Origin of the sequence: Streptomyces sp. NPDC052496 (genome assembly GCF_040679095.1) — a bacterium.
Taxonomy (GTDB): Bacteria; Actinomycetota; Actinomycetes; order Streptomycetales; family Streptomycetaceae; genus Streptomyces.
In genome coordinates, this window is record NZ_JBFAUH010000002.1 from 328585 (window position 1) to 349314 (window position 20730).

16 protein-coding genes are annotated in these 20730 nt (G+C 74.5%); 12 read left to right on the forward strand and 4 right to left on the reverse strand.

Going from position 1 to position 20730, the window contains the following annotated elements:
- The first annotated feature begins 86 nt into the window (after positions 1-86).
- From AB0L45_RS04960 to AB0L45_RS04970, 3 genes are all read left to right on the forward strand, one after another.
- Positions 87-869, forward strand: coding sequence for a TetR/AcrR family transcriptional regulator (locus tag AB0L45_RS04960; protein WP_365836171.1), 783 nt, complete (start codon positions 87-89; stop codon positions 867-869).
- Positions 870-1164: 295 nt separating this feature from the next.
- Positions 1165-1374, forward strand: a complete 210-nt coding sequence (locus AB0L45_RS04965; RefSeq protein WP_030017209.1) for a helix-turn-helix domain-containing protein — start codon at positions 1165-1167, stop codon at positions 1372-1374.
- Positions 1374-1937: a Clp protease N-terminal domain-containing protein gene (locus AB0L45_RS04970; RefSeq protein ID WP_365836173.1), complete on the forward strand. Its 564-nt coding sequence runs from the start codon at positions 1374-1376 to the stop codon at positions 1935-1937. Before AB0L45_RS04965 ends, AB0L45_RS04970 begins: the two co-directional genes overlap by 1 nt.
- Before the next feature lie 43 nt (positions 1938-1980).
- Here the strand turns inward: AB0L45_RS04970 and AB0L45_RS04975 are convergent, their stop codons facing one another.
- From AB0L45_RS04975 to AB0L45_RS04990, 4 genes are all read right to left on the reverse strand, one after another.
- The gene (locus AB0L45_RS04975) at positions 1981-2865 is read right to left on the reverse strand and encodes a hypothetical protein (protein ID WP_365836175.1); all 885 of its coding nucleotides are present in this window, start codon (positions 2863-2865) and stop codon (positions 1981-1983) included.
- 204 nt (positions 2866-3069) lie between these two features.
- Positions 3070-4173: a helix-turn-helix transcriptional regulator gene (locus tag AB0L45_RS04980; protein WP_365836177.1), complete on the reverse strand. Its 1104-nt coding sequence runs from the start codon at positions 4171-4173 to the stop codon at positions 3070-3072.
- Positions 4174-4178: 5 nt separating this feature from the next.
- Positions 4179-5039 carry a DUF4097 family beta strand repeat-containing protein gene (locus AB0L45_RS04985; protein ID WP_365836179.1) on the reverse strand — a complete coding sequence of 287 codons (861 nt, stop codon included), beginning with the start codon at positions 5037-5039 and terminating at the stop codon, positions 4179-4181.
- A 192-nt stretch (positions 5040-5231) separates the two neighbouring features.
- Positions 5232-5411 (reverse strand): DUF6104 family protein, encoded by a 180-nt coding sequence (locus tag AB0L45_RS04990; protein ID WP_365836181.1) that lies wholly within the window; start codon positions 5409-5411, stop codon positions 5232-5234.
- Between the two features lie 151 nt (positions 5412-5562).
- Between AB0L45_RS04990 and AB0L45_RS04995 the strand changes: the two genes are divergently transcribed.
- From AB0L45_RS04995 to AB0L45_RS05035, 9 genes are all read left to right on the forward strand, one after another.
- Positions 5563-5988 (forward strand): CU044_2847 family protein, encoded by a 426-nt coding sequence (locus AB0L45_RS04995; RefSeq protein ID WP_365836183.1) that lies wholly within the window; start codon positions 5563-5565, stop codon positions 5986-5988.
- The gene (locus AB0L45_RS05000) at positions 5988-8078 is read left to right on the forward strand and encodes a trypsin-like peptidase domain-containing protein (protein WP_365836375.1); all 2091 of its coding nucleotides are present in this window, start codon (positions 5988-5990) and stop codon (positions 8076-8078) included. Before AB0L45_RS04995 ends, AB0L45_RS05000 begins: the two co-directional genes overlap by 1 nt.
- A 187-nt stretch (positions 8079-8265) precedes the next feature.
- Positions 8266-9333: a MoxR family ATPase gene (locus tag AB0L45_RS05005; RefSeq protein WP_365836185.1), complete on the forward strand. Its 1068-nt coding sequence runs from the start codon at positions 8266-8268 to the stop codon at positions 9331-9333.
- 6 nt (positions 9334-9339) lie between these two features.
- A complete protein-coding gene (locus AB0L45_RS05010; RefSeq protein WP_365836187.1) occupies positions 9340-12648 on the forward strand; it encodes an SAV_2336 N-terminal domain-related protein in 3309 nt (1102 codons plus the stop codon).
- 81 nt (positions 12649-12729) lie between these two features.
- Entirely contained in the window at positions 12730-12957 is a 228-nt protein-coding gene (locus AB0L45_RS05015) for a YxD-tail cyclophane-containing RiPP peptide (RefSeq protein WP_365836189.1), read from the forward strand.
- 168 nt (positions 12958-13125) lie between these two features.
- A complete protein-coding gene (locus AB0L45_RS05020) occupies positions 13126-14343 on the forward strand; it encodes an FxsB family cyclophane-forming radical SAM/SPASM peptide maturase (protein ID WP_365836191.1) in 1218 nt (405 codons plus the stop codon).
- A 93-nt stretch (positions 14344-14436) separates the two neighbouring features.
- Positions 14437-17442 carry an FxSxx-COOH system tetratricopeptide repeat protein gene (gene fxsT, locus AB0L45_RS05025; RefSeq protein ID WP_365836193.1) on the forward strand — a complete coding sequence of 1002 codons (3006 nt, stop codon included), beginning with the start codon at positions 14437-14439 and terminating at the stop codon, positions 17440-17442.
- A gap of 247 nt (positions 17443-17689) precedes the next feature.
- A complete protein-coding gene (locus AB0L45_RS05030; RefSeq protein WP_365836195.1) occupies positions 17690-19066 on the forward strand; it encodes a cytochrome P450 in 1377 nt (458 codons plus the stop codon).
- 241 nt (positions 19067-19307) lie between these two features.
- Positions 19308-20645 carry a cytochrome P450 gene (locus AB0L45_RS05035; RefSeq protein ID WP_365836197.1) on the forward strand — a complete coding sequence of 446 codons (1338 nt, stop codon included), beginning with the start codon at positions 19308-19310 and terminating at the stop codon, positions 20643-20645.
- The last annotated feature ends 85 nt before the right edge of the window (positions 20646-20730 follow it).

Consider the following 20730-nt stretch of genomic DNA (forward strand, 5'->3'; position numbering starts at 1 on the left):
GTACCAAGGAATCTTCTCAATCGCCTTGACTAAGTGCAGCACTCCTGATATTCGTCACGCATTCCGTAGCGCGATACGCTGTCGTGGTGCGTGACGAAAAGAAGGTCGGGTGCCCCGTCTGCGGAGCCGGGCTGCCCGCCGCGGTCCGGGGGCGGCCGCCCGTGTACTGCTCGCGGAGCTGCCGGGCGAAGGCGTACCGGCGACGGCAGAAGGCCCCTGCGGCGGACCGCGGCGGAAGCGCCCCGGCCGACGGCCCCGGCCGGCAGCTCCCGCCGCTCCAGCCCCCGGCCGACAGCGCGCGGGAACGGCGCCGGCGCCGGATCGCCGAGGCCGTGTGGAACATCGCGGCCGGCCGCGGGCTGGAGTCCGCGAGCATGCGGGAGGTCGCGGCGGAGGCCGGGGTGTCGCTGCGGGTGGTCCAGTACTACTTCGGCAGCAAGCACCGGCTGCTGGTCGAGTCGCTGCGCATGCTGCACGAGGAGAACGACCGCCGCGCCCGCGCGCGCATGGCGGACCTGTACGACGCCGGTGACCTGCGGGCCGTACTGCGCGCCGTGCTGATCGAGTTCCTGCCGCTGGACGCACAACGCGCCCTGGCGCTCCGGGTGTTCACCGCGTACTTCGTCCGCAGCCTGACCGACCCGGCGATGGCCGAGGTCTTCCTGCACGGCGAGCAGGCGGTGGAGACCCTGGTCGCCACCCTGATCCGGGAGGCCGGCGGCGCGCGGCCCGGCGTCGATCCCGCGCGCGAGGCGGACCTGCTGGTCTCGGGCGTCTCCGGGCTGGGCCTCGACGTGCTGCACGGCCGCCGCACGATGGCCGAGGTCCAGAGCGTCATCGACTATCACCTCGACCGGCTCTTCTCCTGAGCGGCGCGGACGCGGCCCGGGTGTCGCGGCCTGCCCTCGCGCGCCGCCCTGAGCTCCCCTCGGATACGTAGCGCGGGTAGCGCGCATGCCGGCCCGCCCCGACTGGTGTACGCCGGGAATCGACTCGTCGACATGTCGTGCGGCGGTGGACCGCCACCGGCGTACCCGTTCCCGGCGTGCGTCCGCCATCCGTCCACGAGACCCTCCGCGCCGGGGCTGCCCTTCGCGCCGCGCCACTCCCTCCACCTGTCAACCTCCATTGACATCGCCCCGTGCGTCAACCTAAATTGACACCATGAGCGAAGCAACGAAGCTCGCCGAGCGGGCGGGCGACCAGGATCCCCGGATCGGCCTGCGGGCCGTCGCCGCGCTCCGCCGGCTGCTGGAACAGCTGGAAGCCGTACAGGTGCGCAGCGCCCGCGTGAAGGGCTGGTCATGGCAGGAGATCGCCGCCGAGCTGGGGGTCAGCAGGCAGGCGGTCCACAAGAAGCACGGGAGGCGTTGATGTTCGAACGGTTCACGGCGAGCGCCCGCGACGTGGTGCGCGGCGCCCCCGCCCACGCGGTACGGCCGGGCCCCGGCACGGTCGGCGAGGGCGAACTGCTGCTCGCCCTCCTGGACGGCCGCGACTCCCCGGGCGCCGAGGCGCTCGCCGCCCTCGGCGTGCGTGAGCGCCGGGCGTCCGTGGAGCGGTCACTGGACGAGGCCCGCCGGCGGGGCGGCCTGACGGCCGCCGACGCGGAAGCGCTGGCCGGGCTCGGCATCGACGTGACGGAAATCGTCACCAGGGTCGAGCAGGCGCACGGAACCGGCGCGCTCGACGCCGCCTCCGCACCGCCCGCCCGGCGCGGGCGCTCCTTGCGCAGCCCGTTCACCTCGGAGGCCAAGTCCGTAGTGGAACGCTCGCTGCGCGTCGCACTCGGCCGCGGGGACAAGCGCATCGGCGACGAGCACCTGCTCCTCGCCCTGGTGGCCAAGCCCGGCCTCGCCGCGTCCGTGCTGGCCGAACACGGCGTCACGCACGCCGACGTCGTACGGGTGCTGGGGGAGCGGGCCGCGGCGGGATAGGGGGCGGCGGGCGGGAAGGTGACGCCAGGGCCCAGGGGTGAGGTCACGGATACGCGACCTTCACCGCCCCGATCCCCAGCGTCCCGTGCCGCGGCAGCAGCCCGGCCTCCGAAATCGCCCCCAGGAGCGGGTTCAGCAGCTGGGCCAGCCGCTCCGCACGGGACCGGCCCAGCGCCCGCCAGGGGGCGGCGGCCAGCCGGTCCGTCATGCGCTCGACCTCGTCACGCCCCTCACGGGCCCGGTCGGTGGGCCGCCCGGCCGGGTCGATCCAGCCGCGCGCGGCCAGCCGGTCGTGCGCGGCGCTCCACTCCTGCGACGTCCAGCCGCGCCCCTTGAAGTTGGCCTTCGGCGCGGCACCGATCGCCGCGAACGACACCAGCGCCTCGCACGGTTCCAGGTCACAGGTCAGCAGCGCCGCCAGATGGCCGTCGCCGCGGTGCTCGCGCAGCACCGTGATGGCGTGCCAGAGCGTCAGGTGCGGGGCGTCCGGCCAGGGCAGGTCACGGTTGGCGGCGGCCAGCGGGCGGGCGGCCGTGGAGGCGTTCTCGGCGGCCTGCCGGGCCAGTTGGGCCGCCTCGGCGAGCTGGGCGGCGGACACCCGGCCGGCTCTCAGCAGGCCGGTCATTATGCGGTCCACCGCCTGCAGCCGGGCGTCCAGCACCTTGCCGGGCGCCGCCGTCGACCAGATCGCCGGCACGTACCGGGCGATCATCCGCGGGCTGAAGCTGTAGAACGTCGCGGCCACCAGCTCGGGCCCTGCCGCGCCGAGCGGCGCCGAACGCCAGGCGAAGTAGCTGGGCCAGCGGGAATCGGTGTCGTAACCGAGGGCCGCCGCCTCCTCGAACGCCTCCGGTGCGAAGTAGAGAATGGCGTGGACGGGCTCCAGTTGGCGCCACATCCGGCGGGCCACGGCAGGGTATTCCGACATCGCTTACCTCTTGGCCTTCAAGATCCGTTCAGACAAGGAGAGTTGACTGTAAAGGCGGACACGGCCACAGGTCTGCGATTTCTTACGGCAGAACCCGTCGTCGGGCAAAAAGCCGTGCGAGGGTCTGAGTTCCCCGATTACGTGCGGTGAATCCAGACCCTCGCGGGCAACTCTGCGTGACGGACGGGCGATCCGCCGATGAGGTCAGTGCGGCGGTTCCTGCCCGGCCGCATATGCCTCCGGGTCACGCAGCAGCGCTCCGACGTGCGCAGCAGTCGAAGACAGACGGCGGCGTACGTCGTTCACCTGCTCCTCGGTGACACCGTGATCGCGGGCGGCGTCCCGCAGCTCGTCCCGGAAGCGGTCCAGCAGCCGGTCGAAGTCCCGGGCCGGGTCGCCGGAACCGGGCTCGGACGCCCACGCGGGCTCCGGCACCACCCGGGCGCCGCCTGCCGGGCCGCCGGCCTCCGCCGCGGCCTCCTCCTTGGTGAAGGTGCCCCGTGCCCCCGGACCCGGCTCGTCCGCACCGCCCCCGGCCCGCGCCCCGTCCTCACCGGTCTCCGTCCCGGTGCCGAACCGGCCCATCTCACGCGAGACCTCCGACAGCGCGTCGCGCAGCGCCCCCGCCCAGTCCCCGGTCCGTACGTGCTCCTGGGCCTGCTCCGCCACGCGCTTGATGGCCTCCTGGAACTCGTCCCGCACGAACGACTGGGCCTCCCGGGCCTGCTTACGGGCCCGCTGGGCGTCCTGCTTCGCCCGCCGGCTCTCCTCCTTCGCCCGCCGGGCCTGCTCCTTCCACTCCTCCTTGGCGCGGCGGAACTCCTCCTTCGCCTGCCGCCAGGACTCCTTGTCGCCGAAACGGCCCTCGAAGGCGTCACCGGGGTCCGGGAACCCGTGCTCCGCGCCGCCGCCCCGGCCGGCCCGCGCCTGCTGGGCCGCCTCGCGCATCTCACGGCGCAGGTTGTGCGCCGACCCGCTCACGTCCTCCCGGATGTCGGAGGCCAGCGCCGCCACCGACTCCCGGATCTCCATCTCCAGGTCGGCCAGCTCACCGCCCCGGTCCGCCAGCTCGGCGCGGCCCGCCGCGGTGATCGCGTACACCTTGCGGCCGCCCTCGGTGGTGTGGGTGACCAGGCCCTCGGCCGCCAGCTTGGCCAGCCGCGGGTAGACCGTCCCGGCGGACGGCGCGTACAGCCCCTGGAAGCGCTCCTCCAGGAGCCGGATGATCTCGTAACCGTGCCGCGGGGCCTCGTCCAGCAACTTCAGGAGGTAGAGGCGGAGGCGGCCGTGAGCGAAGACGGGGGGCATGGCTGTCAGAGCACCTTCTTGTCGGTGGGGGAGTCGAAACGGTCTTCGGACGGCGGGCGGCGCAGCAGGGCCAGGCCCCCGGTGATCGTGGTGACCTTCAGCGTGCCGGTGCCGGAACCGAGCCGGCCCGTGATCCGCTTGGCCCCCCACTGGCCGTCCACGCGCAGGTCCTCGAAGGCGTTGGTGACCGTACTGCTGGTGGTGTCCGCCTCGACCGTCGTGTCGCCCGTCGCGGGCAGCCGGATCGCGACCTCGCCGGAGACCGTGCTCAGCCGCACGTCCGTGCCCTCGGCCGCCGGGTCCAGGTCCAGCACCATGTCGCCGCTGACCGACTCGGCCCGCACGGCGCTGCCGGCGCCCTCCACGAGCGTCAGGTCGCCGGAGACGGAGTTGAAGCTCAGGTCCCCCGTGACGGCCTGCCCCTCCACCCGGCCCGACACGGTCTCGGCCCGCACCGGCCCGGTCAGCCCCACGAGCGTGCTGTCACCGGTGACCCCGCGCAGCTCCGTACGCCCGGAGATCCCCGAGATCACCGCGCTCGCGCCGACCGTACCGACCTCGACGCGGGTGGCGGCCGGCACGGCGACCGAGACGACCGCGGTACGGTTCCAGACCTTGCGCCCGATCTTCTTCAGCAGGTTCTTCCACGGCAGATCCTCATACGTGACGACGAGCCTGCCCGCCTCCCGCCGCACGGTCAGCGGCGGCCCGGACACCTCGCCGATCTCCACCCGTGCCCTGCCCCGGTCCGCCGTGCCGACCACGTTGACGGCCCCGCCGACCACCCGCACCTCCAGCGCGGTGACGTCCCCCTCGATCTCCAGCGTGCGCGGCTCGGAGACCGACCACTCGGTCCGGTCTGACATGTCCTGGCCTCCCTGGACGACGGCAACGCAACATATCGCGTCTTCGTAGACACGATATATCGCGCCTCGCGACTTTTCCAAGGCGCGGGCCCGTAGGGAAGTTTTTCCGTCACGGCGGCGGGACGGCCGCCCGTCACCGGGTCGAAGGCGGAAGGGGCGCGCCCCCGTCAGGCGCGCCCGCGCGCGAGCGCCCTACTCCTCGTCCTCGTCGTCCAGCCGCGCCAGCCACGTGGCCAGCCGCTCGACCGGAACCTCGAAGTCCGGGTTCAGGTCGACGAAGGTACGCAGCTGATCGGCCACCCAGCCGAGGGTGACCTCCTCCTCGCCGCGCCGGCTCTCCAGCTCCTCGATACCGCGATCCGTGAAATACACGTGCTCTCCACCAGGTTTTCGGGACGTTCCCGGCCAGGATAGGCAGGCGCCGCGACCCCTCGCGTCACTCGCACCCTGGGGATAACCTGATCACCTGTCAACGGCCCTGGGGCAGTGCGACTCTGCCGCTCAGGGGGAGCAGGAGGCCGTGATGCGCGATCGCGCACATCTCATCGAGCTGCCCGACGGCACGGAGGTCTGGGCCCGGGTCTCCCGGCTGGACGTCGCCGGGACGCCGGACGAGGAAGAGGAGTACGACGACGTCGGGGCGTGGGAAGCGCTCGGGGCGCGCGTCGAGGGCCTGCGGGAGCTGGTCGGCGGGGTCGCGGCCAGCCTGCGCGAGGCGACGGAGCGGGTGGCGCCGGACGAGACCAGCGTGAGCTTCGGCGTGGAGGTGGCGGCCAAGCCCGGCCGGGCGGTGGCGCTGCTCGCGGACGGCGAGGCCAAGGCGAACCTCTCCGTGACGCTCACCTGGAAGAAACGCGAGCGGCCGGCGGACGACCCCGCGCCGCGGAACGCCCCCGCCCCGGAGAACGGCCGCCCCGACGGCCGAGGACCGCACGATCCGGGTGCGTGATGACACCCCCGGAAGGCGCCCACGGCCCCGGACGGAACGAGCACGCGGACCGCGAGAAGTACGCGCACCTGCTCGGCCACGCCGGCCGGGTCACCGTGGCCGTCCGCCCGGCGCCCGGTGTGCGGCCGGCGCCGGTGTGGGGCAGCGGGGTGTTCGTGGCGCCCGGCTGGGTGCTGACCTGCGCCCACGTGCTCACCAGCGGTGACGGCCGGCACCGCGCCACCGGCCCGGACGGCGAGATCGGCGTGGCGTTCGACGGCCGGGTGGCCGCCGCGCGCCTGGAGTACGACCTGAGCCGCCCGGCCCCCGCCTCCGCGCCCGCCCCCCGCGTCGACCTGGCCCTCCTGCGCCTCCTCGACCCCGGGACCGCCCACCCCTGCGCCTGGCTCAGCGACCAGCCGGCCGCCCTCCTGGAGGACGCGTTCATCTTCCGCGGACACGACCAGTCGCACACCCCGGACGACGCCCCCTCCGCCGCCACCCCGCTGCCCCCCTTCATCGCCGTCCGCTTCGGCGCCCGCGACGCCCGCGGCCTCCAGTTCGGCACCGACGTCCGGGTCACCCCGGGCGCGTCCGGCGGCCCGCTGCTGGACTGCGACCGCGGCGAGGTCGTCGGCATCGTCAAGGGCAGCCACCGCGAGGACCGCCTTGGCCTCGCGGTGCCCGTCACCGAACTGCGCACGCTGGCGCCGCACCACCTCGTGCCGGGTGCCGCCGGGCTCGGCGACGACCCGTACCACGCGCTGATGAGCCTGCACGACCGCTGGCACTGGGCCGGGCAGGACCTCGGCGGGCCGGGCGAGCCCACCTGGTTCGACGCCCAGCACGCGATCATGTCGGGGCGCGGCCGGCTGTGGGGCGTGCAGGAGCGGCTGCAGGCGCTCGACCTGCTGGCGTCACTGCCCGCGCCGCGCGACCCGCTGGTGGTGGCCGCCGCGGTCGCCGAGGCGCTGGGCCGCGCGGACCCGGAGGGCCGTACCGGCCGGGCCGGGCCGTGGACGCTGCGCACCTGGCGGGACGGGCACGGCGCGCTCTACCAGGGCAGCGACCCGTACACGGAGCTGTGCGCGTTCGTGCACTACCTGCGCATCGTCGCGCAGCGCACGGCCGACGAGGCGCGGGAGGCCGCCGGCGAGGAGGGCGCCGCGCTGCGCGTCGCGGCCGAGCGGCTGGAACTGTTCGTGACCGCGAAGGCGGTCGTGCTGCTGCCCCGGGACCGCGAGCGGATCGGCCCGGTGCGGCGCCGCCCCGACTCGCTGCTCGTGGAGTTCGAGCCGCTGTTCTACGACGACACCGGCGGACGGCAGCTGTTCAACTGGTCGGTCAGCGAGGGCTACGGGCAGGGCCAGTGGCAGCGCGTGGAGGTGCAGGAGTCACGGGACGGGACGACCTTCGAGCAGGCCTGCGAGCAGGTCCTGCACCGGCTCGGCCCGCGGCTGCTGCGCGCCGACGACGCGGCGGGCGGCGCCCGGGTACGCCTGGAGGTCGCCGTGCCGGAGGAGCGCTGGCACACGCCGGCGGACCGCTGGCGCGTACCGGCCTCCACGCGCCGGGCCGCGCGCCTGCGCCCGCTCGGCCCGGCGCGCGCGGTGGTACTGCGCGACCAGGGGCGCCGCCAGGAGGTGGACCCGGCGTGGCTGCGGCGCTGGCAGGGCCTGGTCGCGGCGGGACGGCTGACCGCGCTGCGGGTGCCGGCCGGCCCGCGCGCCTCGGTGTCGGGCCTGCCCCGGCTGCTGGAGGAGGCGGACGAGGGCGCCGTACCGGCGCTGTGCCGCTCGGTGGCGGACGGCACGGGCCTGGACGCGGTCAGTTGGACACTGGAGACCGGCCACCCGGTCGCCCTGTGGCCGGCCGGCGGCCACGACGAGCGGGACTGCGACCGGGCGTGCGACGAGTTCCACCGGGAGGTGCGGCAGCTCCTGGGTGCGCCCAAGACGGTCGCCGAACTCCCTGAGCTGGTACGGGAGCTGCGCGCCAAGGCGGACGAGGGCGGCGCCGCCTGGGCGCGCGACCTCGTGCTGCTCTACGACGACCCGGGCAACCCGATCCCCCAACTCTTCCCCAGCAGCGAGCAATTGTCGCCCCCATGACGACCCCCGAGACCGGAAAACGCCCCGTATCCTTCCGTCCGGCTGGCTACTGTCCTAGCGTCGTGAGAGATTGCTAGGGGGACGGGTCCGGGGAGGGCGGTGAGCGGATGCCGACGCTTGCCGGGGGTGCTCTTCCGCGGCCCCTTCGCCCCTGCCCGACGGCCGGCCGGCGACGAGGAGTTCCGACGTGAGCGACTGGCTCATCTACCGTGGCGCGGGGGCTCCGCACGACGGCATCGAGCAGTTACCACCGCCCCCGCCCTGGCGGGATTTCGACGGCGGCCCGCTGGTCGCGCCGCCCGCCGCCCTCGACCACGCCTCCGAACGCCGGCTCGGCGTGCAGCGCCGCGAGGCGAGCTACCACCGGCCGGGCGAGACCGAGCGCGAACTGGTCAACGCCGCGCTCTACCTGCGCCGCCCGCTGCTGGTCACCGGCGCGCCGGGCAGCGGCAAGTCCACCCTCGCGCATTCGGTCGCCTACGAGCTGGGCCTGGGCCGGGTGCTGAACTGGTCCATCGTCAGCCGCAGTTCGCTGCGCGACGGGCTGTACGAGTACGACGCCATCGGCCGCCTCCAGGACCTCCAGATCGCCCGCGCCGCCCGGCCGCGGCCCGGCCCCGGCCCCGCCGAGGGACGGCAGCAGGACGGACTGCCGCAGGACGAACCCGGCGGCGGCATCGGCCGCTACATCCGCCTCGGCCCGCTCGGCACGGCCCTGCTGCCCGCCGCGAAGCCCCGCGTCCTGCTCGTCGACGAGCTGGACAAGAGCGACATCGACCTGCCGAACGACCTGCTCAACGTACTGGAGGAAGGGGAGTTCCGGATTCCGGAGCTGGAGCGGCTGGCCGGATCCGCCCCCGAGGTGCCGGTGCTCAGCGACGACGGCGGCCACGTCACCGTGCGCGACGGCCGGGTACGCTGCCGCGCCTTCCCGTTCATCGTGCTGACCAGCAACGGCGAACGGGACTTCCCCGCCCCGCTGCTGCGCCGCTGCATCCACCTGAACATCCCCACGCCGGACAAGGAACGGCTGGCGGACATGGTCCGCGCGCACTTCGGCGAGGGCGCGGCCGCCGAGTACGAACCGCTGATCGACCGCTTCCTGGACCGTGAGCCCGGCGACGTACGCGCCGTCGACCAGCTGCTCAACGCCATCCACCTGACGCAGAAGGCCGGCTGGGCGGACGAGGACGAGGAGGAGACGCGGCGGCGGCTGACGGCCGAACTGCTGCGGCCCCTGGATCGGACCAGGTGACCGGCGGTGCCGGCCGGCGGACCGGGCTTCGGCCCCCTCGGTGAGATCGTCGCGCGGCTGCGCGCGGCCGGGCTGCCCGCCGACGCCCGCTCCCTGGCGGACGCGCTGTGGCTGTCCCGGTGGATCACCCCCGCGCCCGCCGAGGACACCGGGGAAGCAGCCGACGGGACCGCACCGGCCGCCGGGCACAGGCCGAAACCGGCCACTTTCTCCGTGGACCCCCGCGACCGCGAACCGGCCCGCGGCACACCGTCGCGTACGGAGCCCGCCGCCCGCGACCGCCCCCACCGCCCCGAGGTCGACCTGCTGCCCGCCCAGGACGACCGCGCCCTCGCCCCCGGCCAGGGACGGCTGGGCGAAGTCGGCATCCCCGTCGCCTCCGCCTTCCCCGGACTGCTGCCGCTGCAACGCGCCCTGCGGCCGGTCCAGCGCTACCACCCGCCGGTCGTCCCGGCCCGCCAGGAACTCGACGAGGACGCCACCGCCGACCTCTCCGCCCACGCCGAACTGATCATCCCGGTGCTGCGCGGCGTCCGCCGCCGCGCCGCGAGCCTGCGGCTGCTGATGGACGGCTCCGCCTCCATGGCCGTGTGGGAGCAGATGCTGCACGACCTGCGACAGGTCTGCGAACGGGTCGGCGCCTTCCGCGACGTCACGGTGCACTACCTCCACCCGCACGGCGACGAGGTCGGCGTCGCCGCAGGACCCGACCGGGCCGCCCCGCTGCGCCCCGCCGACCAGCTGCACGACCCCACAGGCCACCACCTCACCCTCGTCGTCAGCGACTGCGCCGGGCCGCTGTGGCGCGACGGGCGCATCCAGCGGCTGCTGTACCGCTGGGCGGCCGACGCACCGCTCGCCGTGGTGCAGCCGCTGCCGCAGCGGATGTGGGCGCGCACCCTGCTCCCGGCCGTCGCGGGCACGCTCGTACGGCACCAGGGCCCGTACCGCGCCCTGGACTTCCGGCCCGCCCGGCGCCGCCGCCGCGCGCCGTCCACGACCGGGCGTCCGCGCGGCGAGGCGCGCGAGCGCGCCGTGCCGGTCCTGTCGGCCGCGCCCGCCGCCCTCGGCTCCTGGGCCCGGCTGGCCGCGGCCGAGTCGGGCCTCTCGCTGCGCGGCGCCGCCGCCGTCGTACGCGCCGACCACGGCCTCGGTACGGACCTCACGCGCCGCGCCGAGCGCCCCGGACCGGACCGGCTGCTGCGCGAGTTCGAGCAGACCGCCTCGCCGGACGCCCGGCACCTGGCCGTCCACCTGTCCGCCGTACCGCTCGCGCTGCCCGTCATCCAGCTCGTCCAGCGCGCCATGCTGCCCCAGACCGGCCCCGCCGAACTGGCGGAGGTGCTGCTCAGCGGCCTGGTCGAGCAGCTTCCCGACCCCACCGGCGGGCCCGCCCAGGAGGGCGCGGCCGGCGGCCCCTGGTACGAGTTCGTGCCCGGCGTACGGGACGAGCTGCTCAGCCGCCTGAGCGCCGGCGAGGCCGCCCTCGTCCTCAAACACTGTTCTCTCTACATCGAGCGCACGTTCGGCCGCAGTGCCCGCAACTTCCCGGCCGTGGCGGTCGCCATGCTCTCCGGCAGCGGCCGGGAACCGGCCACCGGCCGGCGCGCCGTCCCGGAACCGTTCGCGCGGATCTCCGAACGGGTGCTGCGCCGGTTCGAACCGGCCCTCAGGACACCGGTCCAGCTGACGTACGCGCCCGACGGGCCCGCCGCCGAAGGCGCGGCCCTGCTGGAGCGCTACGAACAGGACGGCGCGGTACGCGACCTGATCGAAGCGGTGCGCCTGCTGCGCGCCGCGTCCCAGCAGCTCCCCGCCGCGGGCACCGACCTCGCCCGCGCGCTGCTGCACGGCTGGGCACAGTGGCGTCAGCCGGACGCCCTGGAAGAGGCGGAACGGGCGGTCCGGGCGGCGGCGGAAGCCGTCGGCGGGGATCCGGCGCGGTCGCCGGACGGGGACGTCGAGGCTCGCGTCAGAGCCCTGATCGTGCTCGCCCGGGTGCGCTACGCCGGCGCGCAGGAACGCGGCGCCGCGGGGTACCCGGACGGTGAACGGGGCGCGCTGGAGGACGCCGCGCGCCACCTGGACACCGCCTGCGGGCTGATGAGTCTGCTGGACCCCCGCGTATTGGAGAGCATGGTGCTGCGTACCGAAGTGCTGCGGCGGCTGGCCGCGCTGCCCCCCGACACCGGGGCCGGCACCGGCCGCCCCGGCGACCCGCTCGACGAGGCCGAACACGCCCTGACCACCCTCCTGGAGCAGTGGCCCAGCGGCGAACAGGTCCCCGGCGAGATCTACGCCGCGCGCGGCGGCGTCCTGCTGGACCAGGCGCGCCGCGCCGCCGGCGCGGAGACGGGCGCCGAGACGTACGCCGGAGCGCTCGCCCTGCGCGCCACCGCCGACCTGGACACCGCCACGGTCCTGCTGCGCCGCAGGGGCGCCTCCGCCGACCGCAAGATCTGCGAGACGCTCCTGGAACTGGCCCAGGCCCGCACGCTGCTCGGCGCCGGCTCCGGACCGGACGTCGTACTGCCCGTCCTGGAACGCGCCCGCACGCTCGCCCGCGAACTGCGCGACCCCGCCCTGGAGGCGGACAGCCTCAGCCGTACGGCCGCCGCGCACCGCGCCGTGCACACCCGCACCGGCGACCTCGCCGCCCTGGACAAGGCGATCGAGTCACTGGCCGCCGCCCTGCGCCTGACCGTCCCCGACTCGCCCGAACACAGCACCCTGCTCGCCGACCGCGGCGCGGCCCTGCTGCTGCGCGCCCGGCTGGAACCCCCCGGCGAACAGGGCGAACGGCTCGCGAACGAGGCGGTGCACGTCCTGCGCGAGGCGCTCGGCCGGGTCGCCCCCAACGACCCCGAACTGGCCGCCCACCGCCTGCTGTTCGGGCGCGCCCTGCGGCTGCGCCACGACCGCCGGCCCTCCCTGGCCGACCTGCACGAGGCCGACTGGGTGCTGGAACTGGCCGCGCGCAGCGCGCACGACCCGGCCGTCGGCGCCGAGGCCTGGCTGGAGGTCGGCGACGTCCAGCTCGCCCTCGACCGGCGCTTCGGCTCCCGGGAGCGGCACGACCGCGCCGCCGCCTGCTACCGGCGGGCCGCGGCCGACGCCGAGCGCGCCGCCAGCCCGCTGCTGGCGGCCCGCGCCCACCACCGGCGGGCCGGCGTCCTGGAGGACACGGCGGGGCCGCAGGCGGCCCTGGTGGCCTACCGGGAGAGCTGGGAGCAGTGGCAGCGCGCCGCCGAGGAGAACGGCCCCGAGGCCCGGCACACGAGGGAGCGGATGCGCGCCCTGGACCCGTCCGAATGACCGCCTGACCCGGCCGGTCCGGGGGTTTCCGTGCTCGGGCGCGCGGGAAACACCCGTCCACCCGGCCCAGAGGAGAACAGCGTGGCGACAGTCCCCGTCACCGGTACGGCCCCGGCCGCACCGGTCGAGCCGTCCGGCCCGTCGGCCGAGCCGCTGCCGGACTTCGGCGGTGTCGATGTGGCCGCGGTGGCCGCACGGACGGGCCACCCGGTGCTGGGGGAGGTGACCGCCCTCCTGCTGCGCAACTGGGCACCCGCCGCTGAGGCGGTGGCCTACTACGACGACGGCCCGGGGCCGACCGTACGCTGACCAACGGTCCCCGACCGGCCGCCAGCGGCGATTTCTGGGCAATCGGGCAGCGTATCCGGCCACTTGCCGGTGTCCTGCGCATGTCCGGTGGATGGCCGAGCCATGTATGGCGACAGCGGGCCGTCTTCGGGGTGCCCGGACGTCGGACGCGGGCAGGGGGGCGGCGTCGTGGTGTGCCAGAACCTGGACCGGGCCGTGATCCCCTTCCGGCAGTTCGTCCTGAAGGTCCACAGCCGCTGCAACCTCGCCTGCACCTACTGCTACATCTACGCGGGCCCCGACCGCAGCTGGCGCGACCGCCCCCTGCACACCCCGCCCGGCACCGTACGCCAGACCGCCCGGCGCATCGCCGAGCACGTACGCGCCCACGGCCTCGACGAGATACGCATCGACCTGCACGGCGGCGAGCCCCTGCTCACCGGCCCCGGCCCGCTGCTCGACCAGGCGGCCGCACTGCGCGCCGCACTCCCCGCGGACTGCCGCGCGCACCTGGGCGTCCAGACCAACGGCACCCTCCTCACCCCGGCGGTGCTCGACACGCTGGCCGGCGCCGGCTTCCGTATCGGCCTCAGCCTGGACGGCGGCACCCCCGGCCTCAACCGCCGCCGCCTGGACCACGCCGGCCGCCCCTCCTGGCCGGCGGCGTCCCGCGCCGCCCGGATGCTGGCCCGCCGCCCCGACGTCTTCGCCGGGATCCTGTGCACCATCGACCTCACCTCCGACCCCGCCCGGGTCTACCGCTCGCTGCGCGCCCTCGGCCCCCCGATGCTCGACTTCCTCCTCCCGCACGCCAACTGGACGAGCCGCCCGCCGCTGCCACCCGGACCGGCGGCCCGCACCCCGTACGGCGACTGGCTGTGCACCGTCTTCGACCTGTGGTGGGCCGAACGGGAGCCGGCCCCCCGCGTCCGCCTCTTCACCGAGATCATCGGCCTGCTGCTGGGCCGCCCCAGCACCAGCGAAGCCGTCGGCCTGTCACCCGTCGTCGCGCTCGTCGTCGACACCGACGGCGCCATCGAGCAGGTCGACTCCCTCAAATCGGCGTACGAGGGCGCCGCCGCCACCGGCCTGGACATCTTCCGCAACAGCTTCGACGAGGCGCTGGACCACCCCGGGATGACCGCCCGCCGGCTCGGCGCGGACGGCCTGTGCGCCCGGTGCCGCGCCTGCCCGCTGATGACGGTCTGCGGTGGCGGCAACTACGCCCACCGCTACCGCGCCGGCGGCAGCGGCTTCCGTAACCCTTCCGTGTACTGCGCCGACCTGGAACGGGTGATCCGGCACATCGCCGCCCGGCTCGCCGACGAGGTCCGCGCGGCCGACCACAGGGGGCGATCCGCGCCCGCACCCGCGTCCGTCAACTGGCGTACGCACAACAAGACCTGACGTGGCGTCGCCGTCCGGGGCGATACTTGGGCTATCGTGCCGAACAGCCAGCTCGCGCCCGCGCGAACCACCGCATACCGAGGAGACGGTCGCATGGCCGATCAGTCCGGTACCACCGGCTCCGCAGAACACATCACCATCAGCTATGCGGGCTTCAACCGGCCGTGGGCGGCCTGGATTTCACACCAGCTGGAACAGCTCGGCCACGGCACCACCATGCTGCGCTGGGATCCCCCGGCCGACAGCCCGCTCACCGAGGAGCTGGCCGGCCTGCTCGCCGCCGAGGGCCGCCTGCTGATGGTGCTCGACGACTGGTACTTCAAGCTGGGCCCCAAGACGCACGACGAGTGGACCACCGCCCTCCAGGAAGTCGTACCGGACCACGCCGACCGGTTCGCCGCCGTCAGCGTCGCCACCCAGCGGCTGCCCGCCACCGCCTCCGTGCTGCGCCCCGCCGACCTGCGCGACCTGGACGCCGTCGAGGCCAACCGCCGCGTCCTGAACCGCCTCGGCGTCCCGGCCGCCGGCCGGCGCCCCGCCGAGCCCGCCGCCAACGCGCCGCGCTTCCCCAACGACCCGCCCGAGATCTGGAACATCCCCCGCCGCAACAACCGCTTCACCGGCCGCGACACCGCGCTGGAGGAGCTGCACGGCAAGCTGGCGGGCCCGGTGCCCGGCCTCGGCCAGCCGCTGGAGACCCGGATCGCCCTGTACGGCATCTCCGGCGTCGGCAAGAGCCAGATCGCCGCCGAGTACGCCCACCGCTTCGGCAACGACTACGACGTCGTCTGGTGGATCAGCGCCACCAACCGCGGCGCCGCCCGTGAACAGCTCGCCGAGCTGGCCACCCGCCTCGGCCTGCCGGTCGGCCAGGAGCTGGGCGACCGGATCCGCGCCGTCCACGAGGCGCTGCGCGTCGGCCGCCCGTACCGCCGCTGGCTGCTGATCTTCGACAGCGCCGACGACATGGAGCAGATCGAGGACCTGGTCCCGGACGGCCGCGGCCACGTCCTGATCACCACCCTCACCCGCGACTGGTCCGGCTCCGGCAGCGCCCAGGAGATCGAGGTGCTGCCCTTCACCCGTATCGAGTCCGTCGCCTACGCGCGCCGGCGCGCCCCGCGGCTGACCAACATGGAAGCCGACCTGCTCGCCGAGGCCGTGCAGGACCTGCCGCTGCTGCTCGCCCAGACCGCCGCCTGGCTGGACGCCAACCCGATGGCGCCCAAGGAGTACATCGAGCTGATCCGCCGCGGCGAGCCCAGCCTGGTCGGCATCCGCATCTCCACCGACTACCCGATGGCCTTCCAGACCAGCTGGGCCATAACGCTGAACACGCTGCGCGAGCGCAGCCCCGCCGCTGTCGAACTGCTCAAACTCTTCGCGTTCTTCGCACCCGACGCGATCCCCGTGCCGATGCTCGCCCGCGCCCGGCGCGGCGACCTGCCCGAGTACCTCGCCGACCTCGCGGCCGAGCCCATCGCGTGGAACACCGCGCTGCGCCGGCTGACCGAGTCCACCGCCGTACGCCTGGACTACCAGGTCGCGCAGACCACCACGGACCCCGCCGTGGAGATCGCCCAGATGCACCGGCTCTACCACCGGTTCCTGCGCAGCGACATGGCCGAGGACGAGCGGGACTCGATGTCCGCCACGGCCTGCCGGGTGCTGGCCACCGCCGACCCGCAGAGCCCCTCCGACACCCGCACCTGGGAGCAGTACGCCGCGCTCATCCCGCACCTGGAGCCGGCCGGCGTCCTGGACAGCCCGGAGATCTCCGTCCAGGAACTGCTCCTGAACTGCATCGAGTACCTGCGGGTGCGCGGTGAGTACCGCATCGGCCTGCGGCTGTGCGAGCAGTTCCTCTCCCGCTGGCGCACCCGCATCGCCCCCACCCAGCGCACCATGCTCGTGATCACCCACCAGCACGCCAACATGCTGCGCAGGCTGGGCCGCTACCGCGAGGCCGAGGCGGTCGGCAGCGCCATCGTGGAGGAGCTGGCCGCCGAACGGGAGCCGGGCGACGGCGCGCTGCTGCGCGCGCAGGACGGCCTCGCCGGCACCCTGATGGCGCTGGGCTCCTACAGCCAGGCACTGGAGATCTTCGAGTCGGTCGTCCGCGGCCGTACCGAACTCCTCGGGCCCGAGGCACCGCTCACCCTCTCCTCGCGCAGCAACCTCGCCTCCGCGCTCAGCGCCCTCGGCCGCTACCAGGAAGCCCTCGACCTCTTCGGCGAGGTGCTGCTGGTCTGGGAACGCGAGCTGCGCGCCCGCCACCACCTCACCCTCGGCGCGGCGTATTCGTACGCCCGGATGCTGCGGCTGCTCGGCCGCTACACCGACGCCCTGTCCCGCCAGGAGCTGAACGTACGGCTCTACCACCAGGTCATGGGCAAGCACACGCCCCTGACCCTGCGGGCCGAGCACAACCTCGCGCTGTGCCTGCGCCGCTCCGGCGCCGTCACCCAGGCCGACGCGCTGATGGGCGACGTCGTGGAGCGCTCCCGCCGGGTGCACGGCCCCCGGCATCCGGAGACGCTCATGATGCAGGCCAACTACGCCACGTTCCTGCGTGAGCACGGCGACCTCGGCCAGGCCAGGGCCCTGGGCGAGGAGGCCGCCGAGCGGTACCGCACCCTCGTCGGCGAGGCCCACCCGTACACGGTCGGCGCGCTCGGCAACACCGGCCTGGTGTGCTGGGAATTCGGCGAACGGGACAACGCGCTGGCCATCGCCGAGGAGGCCCTCCGGGGCATGACCCGGGCCGTGGGCCCCGACCACCCCTGGACCCTGGGCTGCGCCCTGAACGCTGCCGGCGCCCGCAACCGCGTCGACGACGAGGAGAGCGCCGCACAGCTGAGCCGGGAGACCCTGGAGCGCGCCAAGCGGGTCATGGGCGAGACCCACCCGCTGACCCTCTCCGCCAAGACGGCGCTCGCCGACGACCTGCGGGCCCTCCGGCGCGGCCAGGAGGCCTCCAAGCTGGAGCAGCAAGCCGTACAACAGCTCACCGAGACCCTGGGCGCCGAGCACCCGCACACCCTCTCCGCCCGCCGCCGGCGCCGCCCGTACTGGGACTTCGAGCCGCAGCCGGTCTGAGGCGGCCCGGCCGCCCCGGGGGCGTCCGGCCGACGGGCCGTCAACTCCGTCGGCCGGGCGCCCATTTAGCATGCCCGCCGAGCCCCGGCCTCCGCCCCGGGCCGGGCGGCACCGGGGATATGCTGCATCCGGCCCGGGATCTTGGACCGCGGCAGCACCGCGGCACGCGACCCGGATATTGACGCGTGAGCACGCCGCCGGGCCCCCGTCCGTGGCTGCTCCATCGAACAACGGCTTCGGAGGCCCTGTGACCACCCCCCGCCCGGACGCCCCCCGTGATCACTCCGCAGCGGTGCCGCCTCCCGGCTGCCCGGCGCACGGCATGAGTCCCGAGGTACGCCGGCTGTACGGGGCGGACGCGGAGGCCCACCCGCAGGAGCTGTACGAGGAACTGCGCCGCGAACACGGCTCGGTCGCGCCGGTGCTCCTGCACGGTGACGTCCCCGCCTGGCTGGTGCTCGGCTACCAGGAAAACCTCGAAGTGATGCGCACCCCCTCACGCTTCTCCCGCGACTCGCGGCGCTGGACGGCATGGCGGGAAGGGCGCATCCCGGACGACTCGCCGCTGGTGCCCATGGTGGGCTGGCAGCCCCTGTGCGTGTTCGCCGACGGAGCCGAACTGCTCCGGCTGCGCAGCGCGGTCACGGACAGCCTCGACCAGCTCAACCGGCACGGCGTGCGCCGCTACATCGCCCGGTACACCCGGCAACTGGTCTCGGCCTTCGCCGCGAAGGGCGAAGCCGACCTGGTCCGGGACTACGCCGAGCCGCTGCCGATGCTGGTGATCTCCCAGATCCTGGGGCTGAGCTCCGAGGCGGGCGCGGCCCTGGTGGCCCCCGCCCTCGACCTGGTGAAGGGCACCGCCACGGCCGCCGCCAGCAACGAGGTGGTGACACGGACGCTGCGCGAACTGGTCGACGCGAAGAAGAACCGGCCGGGCCGCGACCTGACGTCGGAGCTGATAGCCCACCCGTCGGCGCTGACCGACGACGAGATCATCGAACATCTGCGCCTCATCCTCGTGGCGGCCCACCAGGGCACGGTCAACCTGCTCGCCCACACCCTGCGCCTGGTGCTGACCGACCCCCGCTTCCGCGGCAGCCTCTCGGGCGCCCAGATGACCCTGCCCGACGCGCTGGACCAGGTGCTCTGGGACACCCCGCCCATCGCGGCGGTGCCCGGCCGGTGGGCCACCGGCGACACCCAGCTCGGCGGACAGCACATCAAGGAGGGGGACATGCTGCTGCTCTGCCCGGCAGCCGGCAACGCGGACCCCGAGGTCCGCGCCGCGGCGGGGCCGATGCACGGCAACCGCTCGCACCTCGCCTTCAGCTTCGGCCCGCACCAGTGCCCCGGAGCGGACATCGGCCGCGCCATGGCGGAAACCGGCATCGACACCCTGCTGAGCCTGCTTCCCGACGTCCGGCTCGCGGTCCCGGCGGAGGAACTGTCCATCGAGGCCGCCTGGCTGACCCAGCGTCCGGCCGCCCTGCCCGTGGCGTTCGAGCCCCAGCAGCTCGACACCGCGCGAGCCGGCACAGCGGGCCCGCAGCCGGACCGGACGGTGATCGCCACCCCGGTCGTCACCACTCCTCCCCGGGCAAGGCGCTTCCGCCGCGGCTGACCGGCGGCCGGGCACGGCGCGGCGGTGAACACGGGGGAAACCGCGGTAGCGGAAGGGCCAGGCGGGCATGGGTGGGGCGGAAACGGCCCATTGGTTCAGGTGTAAACGGTCGGTACGATGCCTGACGTGATCATTCCGGGTAGCCCACGGCCGCAGCGCCGGGCCGCCCCGTCCCCACCTCCCGCCGGATCGCCTCTGCACGCGGGCCGGCGCGGACGTCGCCTCGGCGAAAGGATCCCCCGTGTTGGAGCTGACGGCCGTCCCCCGTGCCCCTGGCGGGATACCACTGCTGGGACACGCCCTGCCACTGCAGCGGAACCCGCTGCACTTCCTGCGGTCGCTGCGGGAGACGGGTGACCTCGTACGGGTCGACATCGGCACGATGCCGATCTACGTGGCCTCCGGCGCCTCCGCGATCAACGACGTCATGGTCACCCACGGCCGGTCGCTGGAGAAGGGCCGGCTCTTCGACCGGGTCCGGCCGCTGGTCGGCAACGGCCTCGCGACGGCCGGCGGGGAGGTCCACCGCCGCCACCGCCGCCTCATCCAGCCCATGTTCCACGCGAAGCAGATCGCCCGCTACGCCGAGGTGATGAGCGACCGCGCCCGCGCGCTGGCCGACTCCTGGACCCCCGGCCAACGCGTCGCCGTGGAACAGGTCATGGGCGAGTACGCCATCGAGACGCTGGCGGCGACCCTGTTCTCCACCGACATCGGCCGGCCGGCGGTGGAGGCGGTGCGCCGGAACCTGCCGGTCATCCTGAAGAACATGCTGCTCAGGGCCGCGTCCCCCAAGATCCTGGACAAACTGCCGATCTGGCGCCGCTTCGACGACGCCACGGCGAGCATGCGCCGGATCATCGACGAGGTCGTCGCCACCACCCGCGCCTCGGGCCGGGCCGACGCGACCGACCTGCTGTCCGTCCTGCTCGCGGCACGCGACGCGGACACCGGCGAGGGCCTGACCGACGAGGAGGTCCGGGACGAACTGGTCACCATCCTGTTCGCCGGTACGGAGACCACGGCCTCCACCCTCGCCTGGACCTTCCACCACCTCGCCGAGCACCCCGAGGTCGAGGACCAGCTGGTCGCCGAGGTCAAGGAGGTGGTGGGCGACCGGCCCGTGACCTTCGAGGACGTACCCCGCCTCGCCGGCATCCGCCGGGTGCTGGACGAGGTCATCCGCCTGCACGGGGTGGTGCTGCTGATGCGGCGCACCGCCGAGCCGATCGAACTCAGCGGCTACCGCGTCCCGGCCGGCGTCGAGATCGCCTTCAGCCTCTACGCCCTGCACCGCGACCCGGCCCACTACCCCGACCCGGACTCCTTCGACCCCGGCCGGTGGCTGCCCGAGCGGCGGGAAGCCCTCGAACGCAAGGCGGTCGTGCCCTTCGGCGCGGGCAGCCGGCGGTGCATCGGCGACGGGTTCAGCTGGACGGAGGCCACCATCGCGCTGGCCACCCTCCTGGCCCGCTGGAAGCTGCGCCCGGTACCCGGGTCGCCGCGGCCGCGGGAGTCCGCCTCGTCGATGGCCCACCCCGACCACGTACCGATGGAAGTGCTGCCGCGCGACGTGTGACACGGGCTCCGAGCGGCAAGAGGCCCCGCCACGAACGTCGCGACATTCGTGGCGGGGCCTCGGAGCACCGCGCCCGTACCGGCCA

What these genes read in the sequence shown, in the direction of transcription:
- AB0L45_RS04995 (WP_365836183.1), top strand. Translation starts at nt 5,563, where the DNA reads ATGCGCGATCGCGCACATCTCATCGAGCTGCCCGACGGCACGGAGGTC.
- AB0L45_RS04970 (WP_365836173.1), top strand. Translation starts at nt 1,374, where the DNA reads ATGTTCGAACGGTTCACGGCGAGCGCCCGCGACGTGGTGCGCGGCGCC.
- AB0L45_RS04980 (WP_365836177.1), bottom strand. Translation starts at nt 4,173, where the DNA reads ATGCCCCCCGTCTTCGCTCACGGCCGCCTCCGCCTCTACCTCCTGAAG.
- AB0L45_RS04965 (WP_030017209.1), top strand. Translation starts at nt 1,165, where the DNA reads ATGAGCGAAGCAACGAAGCTCGCCGAGCGGGCGGGCGACCAGGATCCC.
- AB0L45_RS04985 (WP_365836179.1), bottom strand. Translation starts at nt 5,039, where the DNA reads ATGTCAGACCGGACCGAGTGGTCGGTCTCCGAGCCGCGCACGCTGGAG.
- AB0L45_RS04975 (WP_365836175.1), bottom strand. Translation starts at nt 2,865, where the DNA reads ATGTCGGAATACCCTGCCGTGGCCCGCCGGATGTGGCGCCAACTGGAG.
- fxsT (WP_365836193.1), top strand. Translation starts at nt 14,437, where the DNA reads ATGGCCGATCAGTCCGGTACCACCGGCTCCGCAGAACACATCACCATC.
- AB0L45_RS05000 (WP_365836375.1), top strand. Translation starts at nt 5,988, where the DNA reads ATGACACCCCCGGAAGGCGCCCACGGCCCCGGACGGAACGAGCACGCG.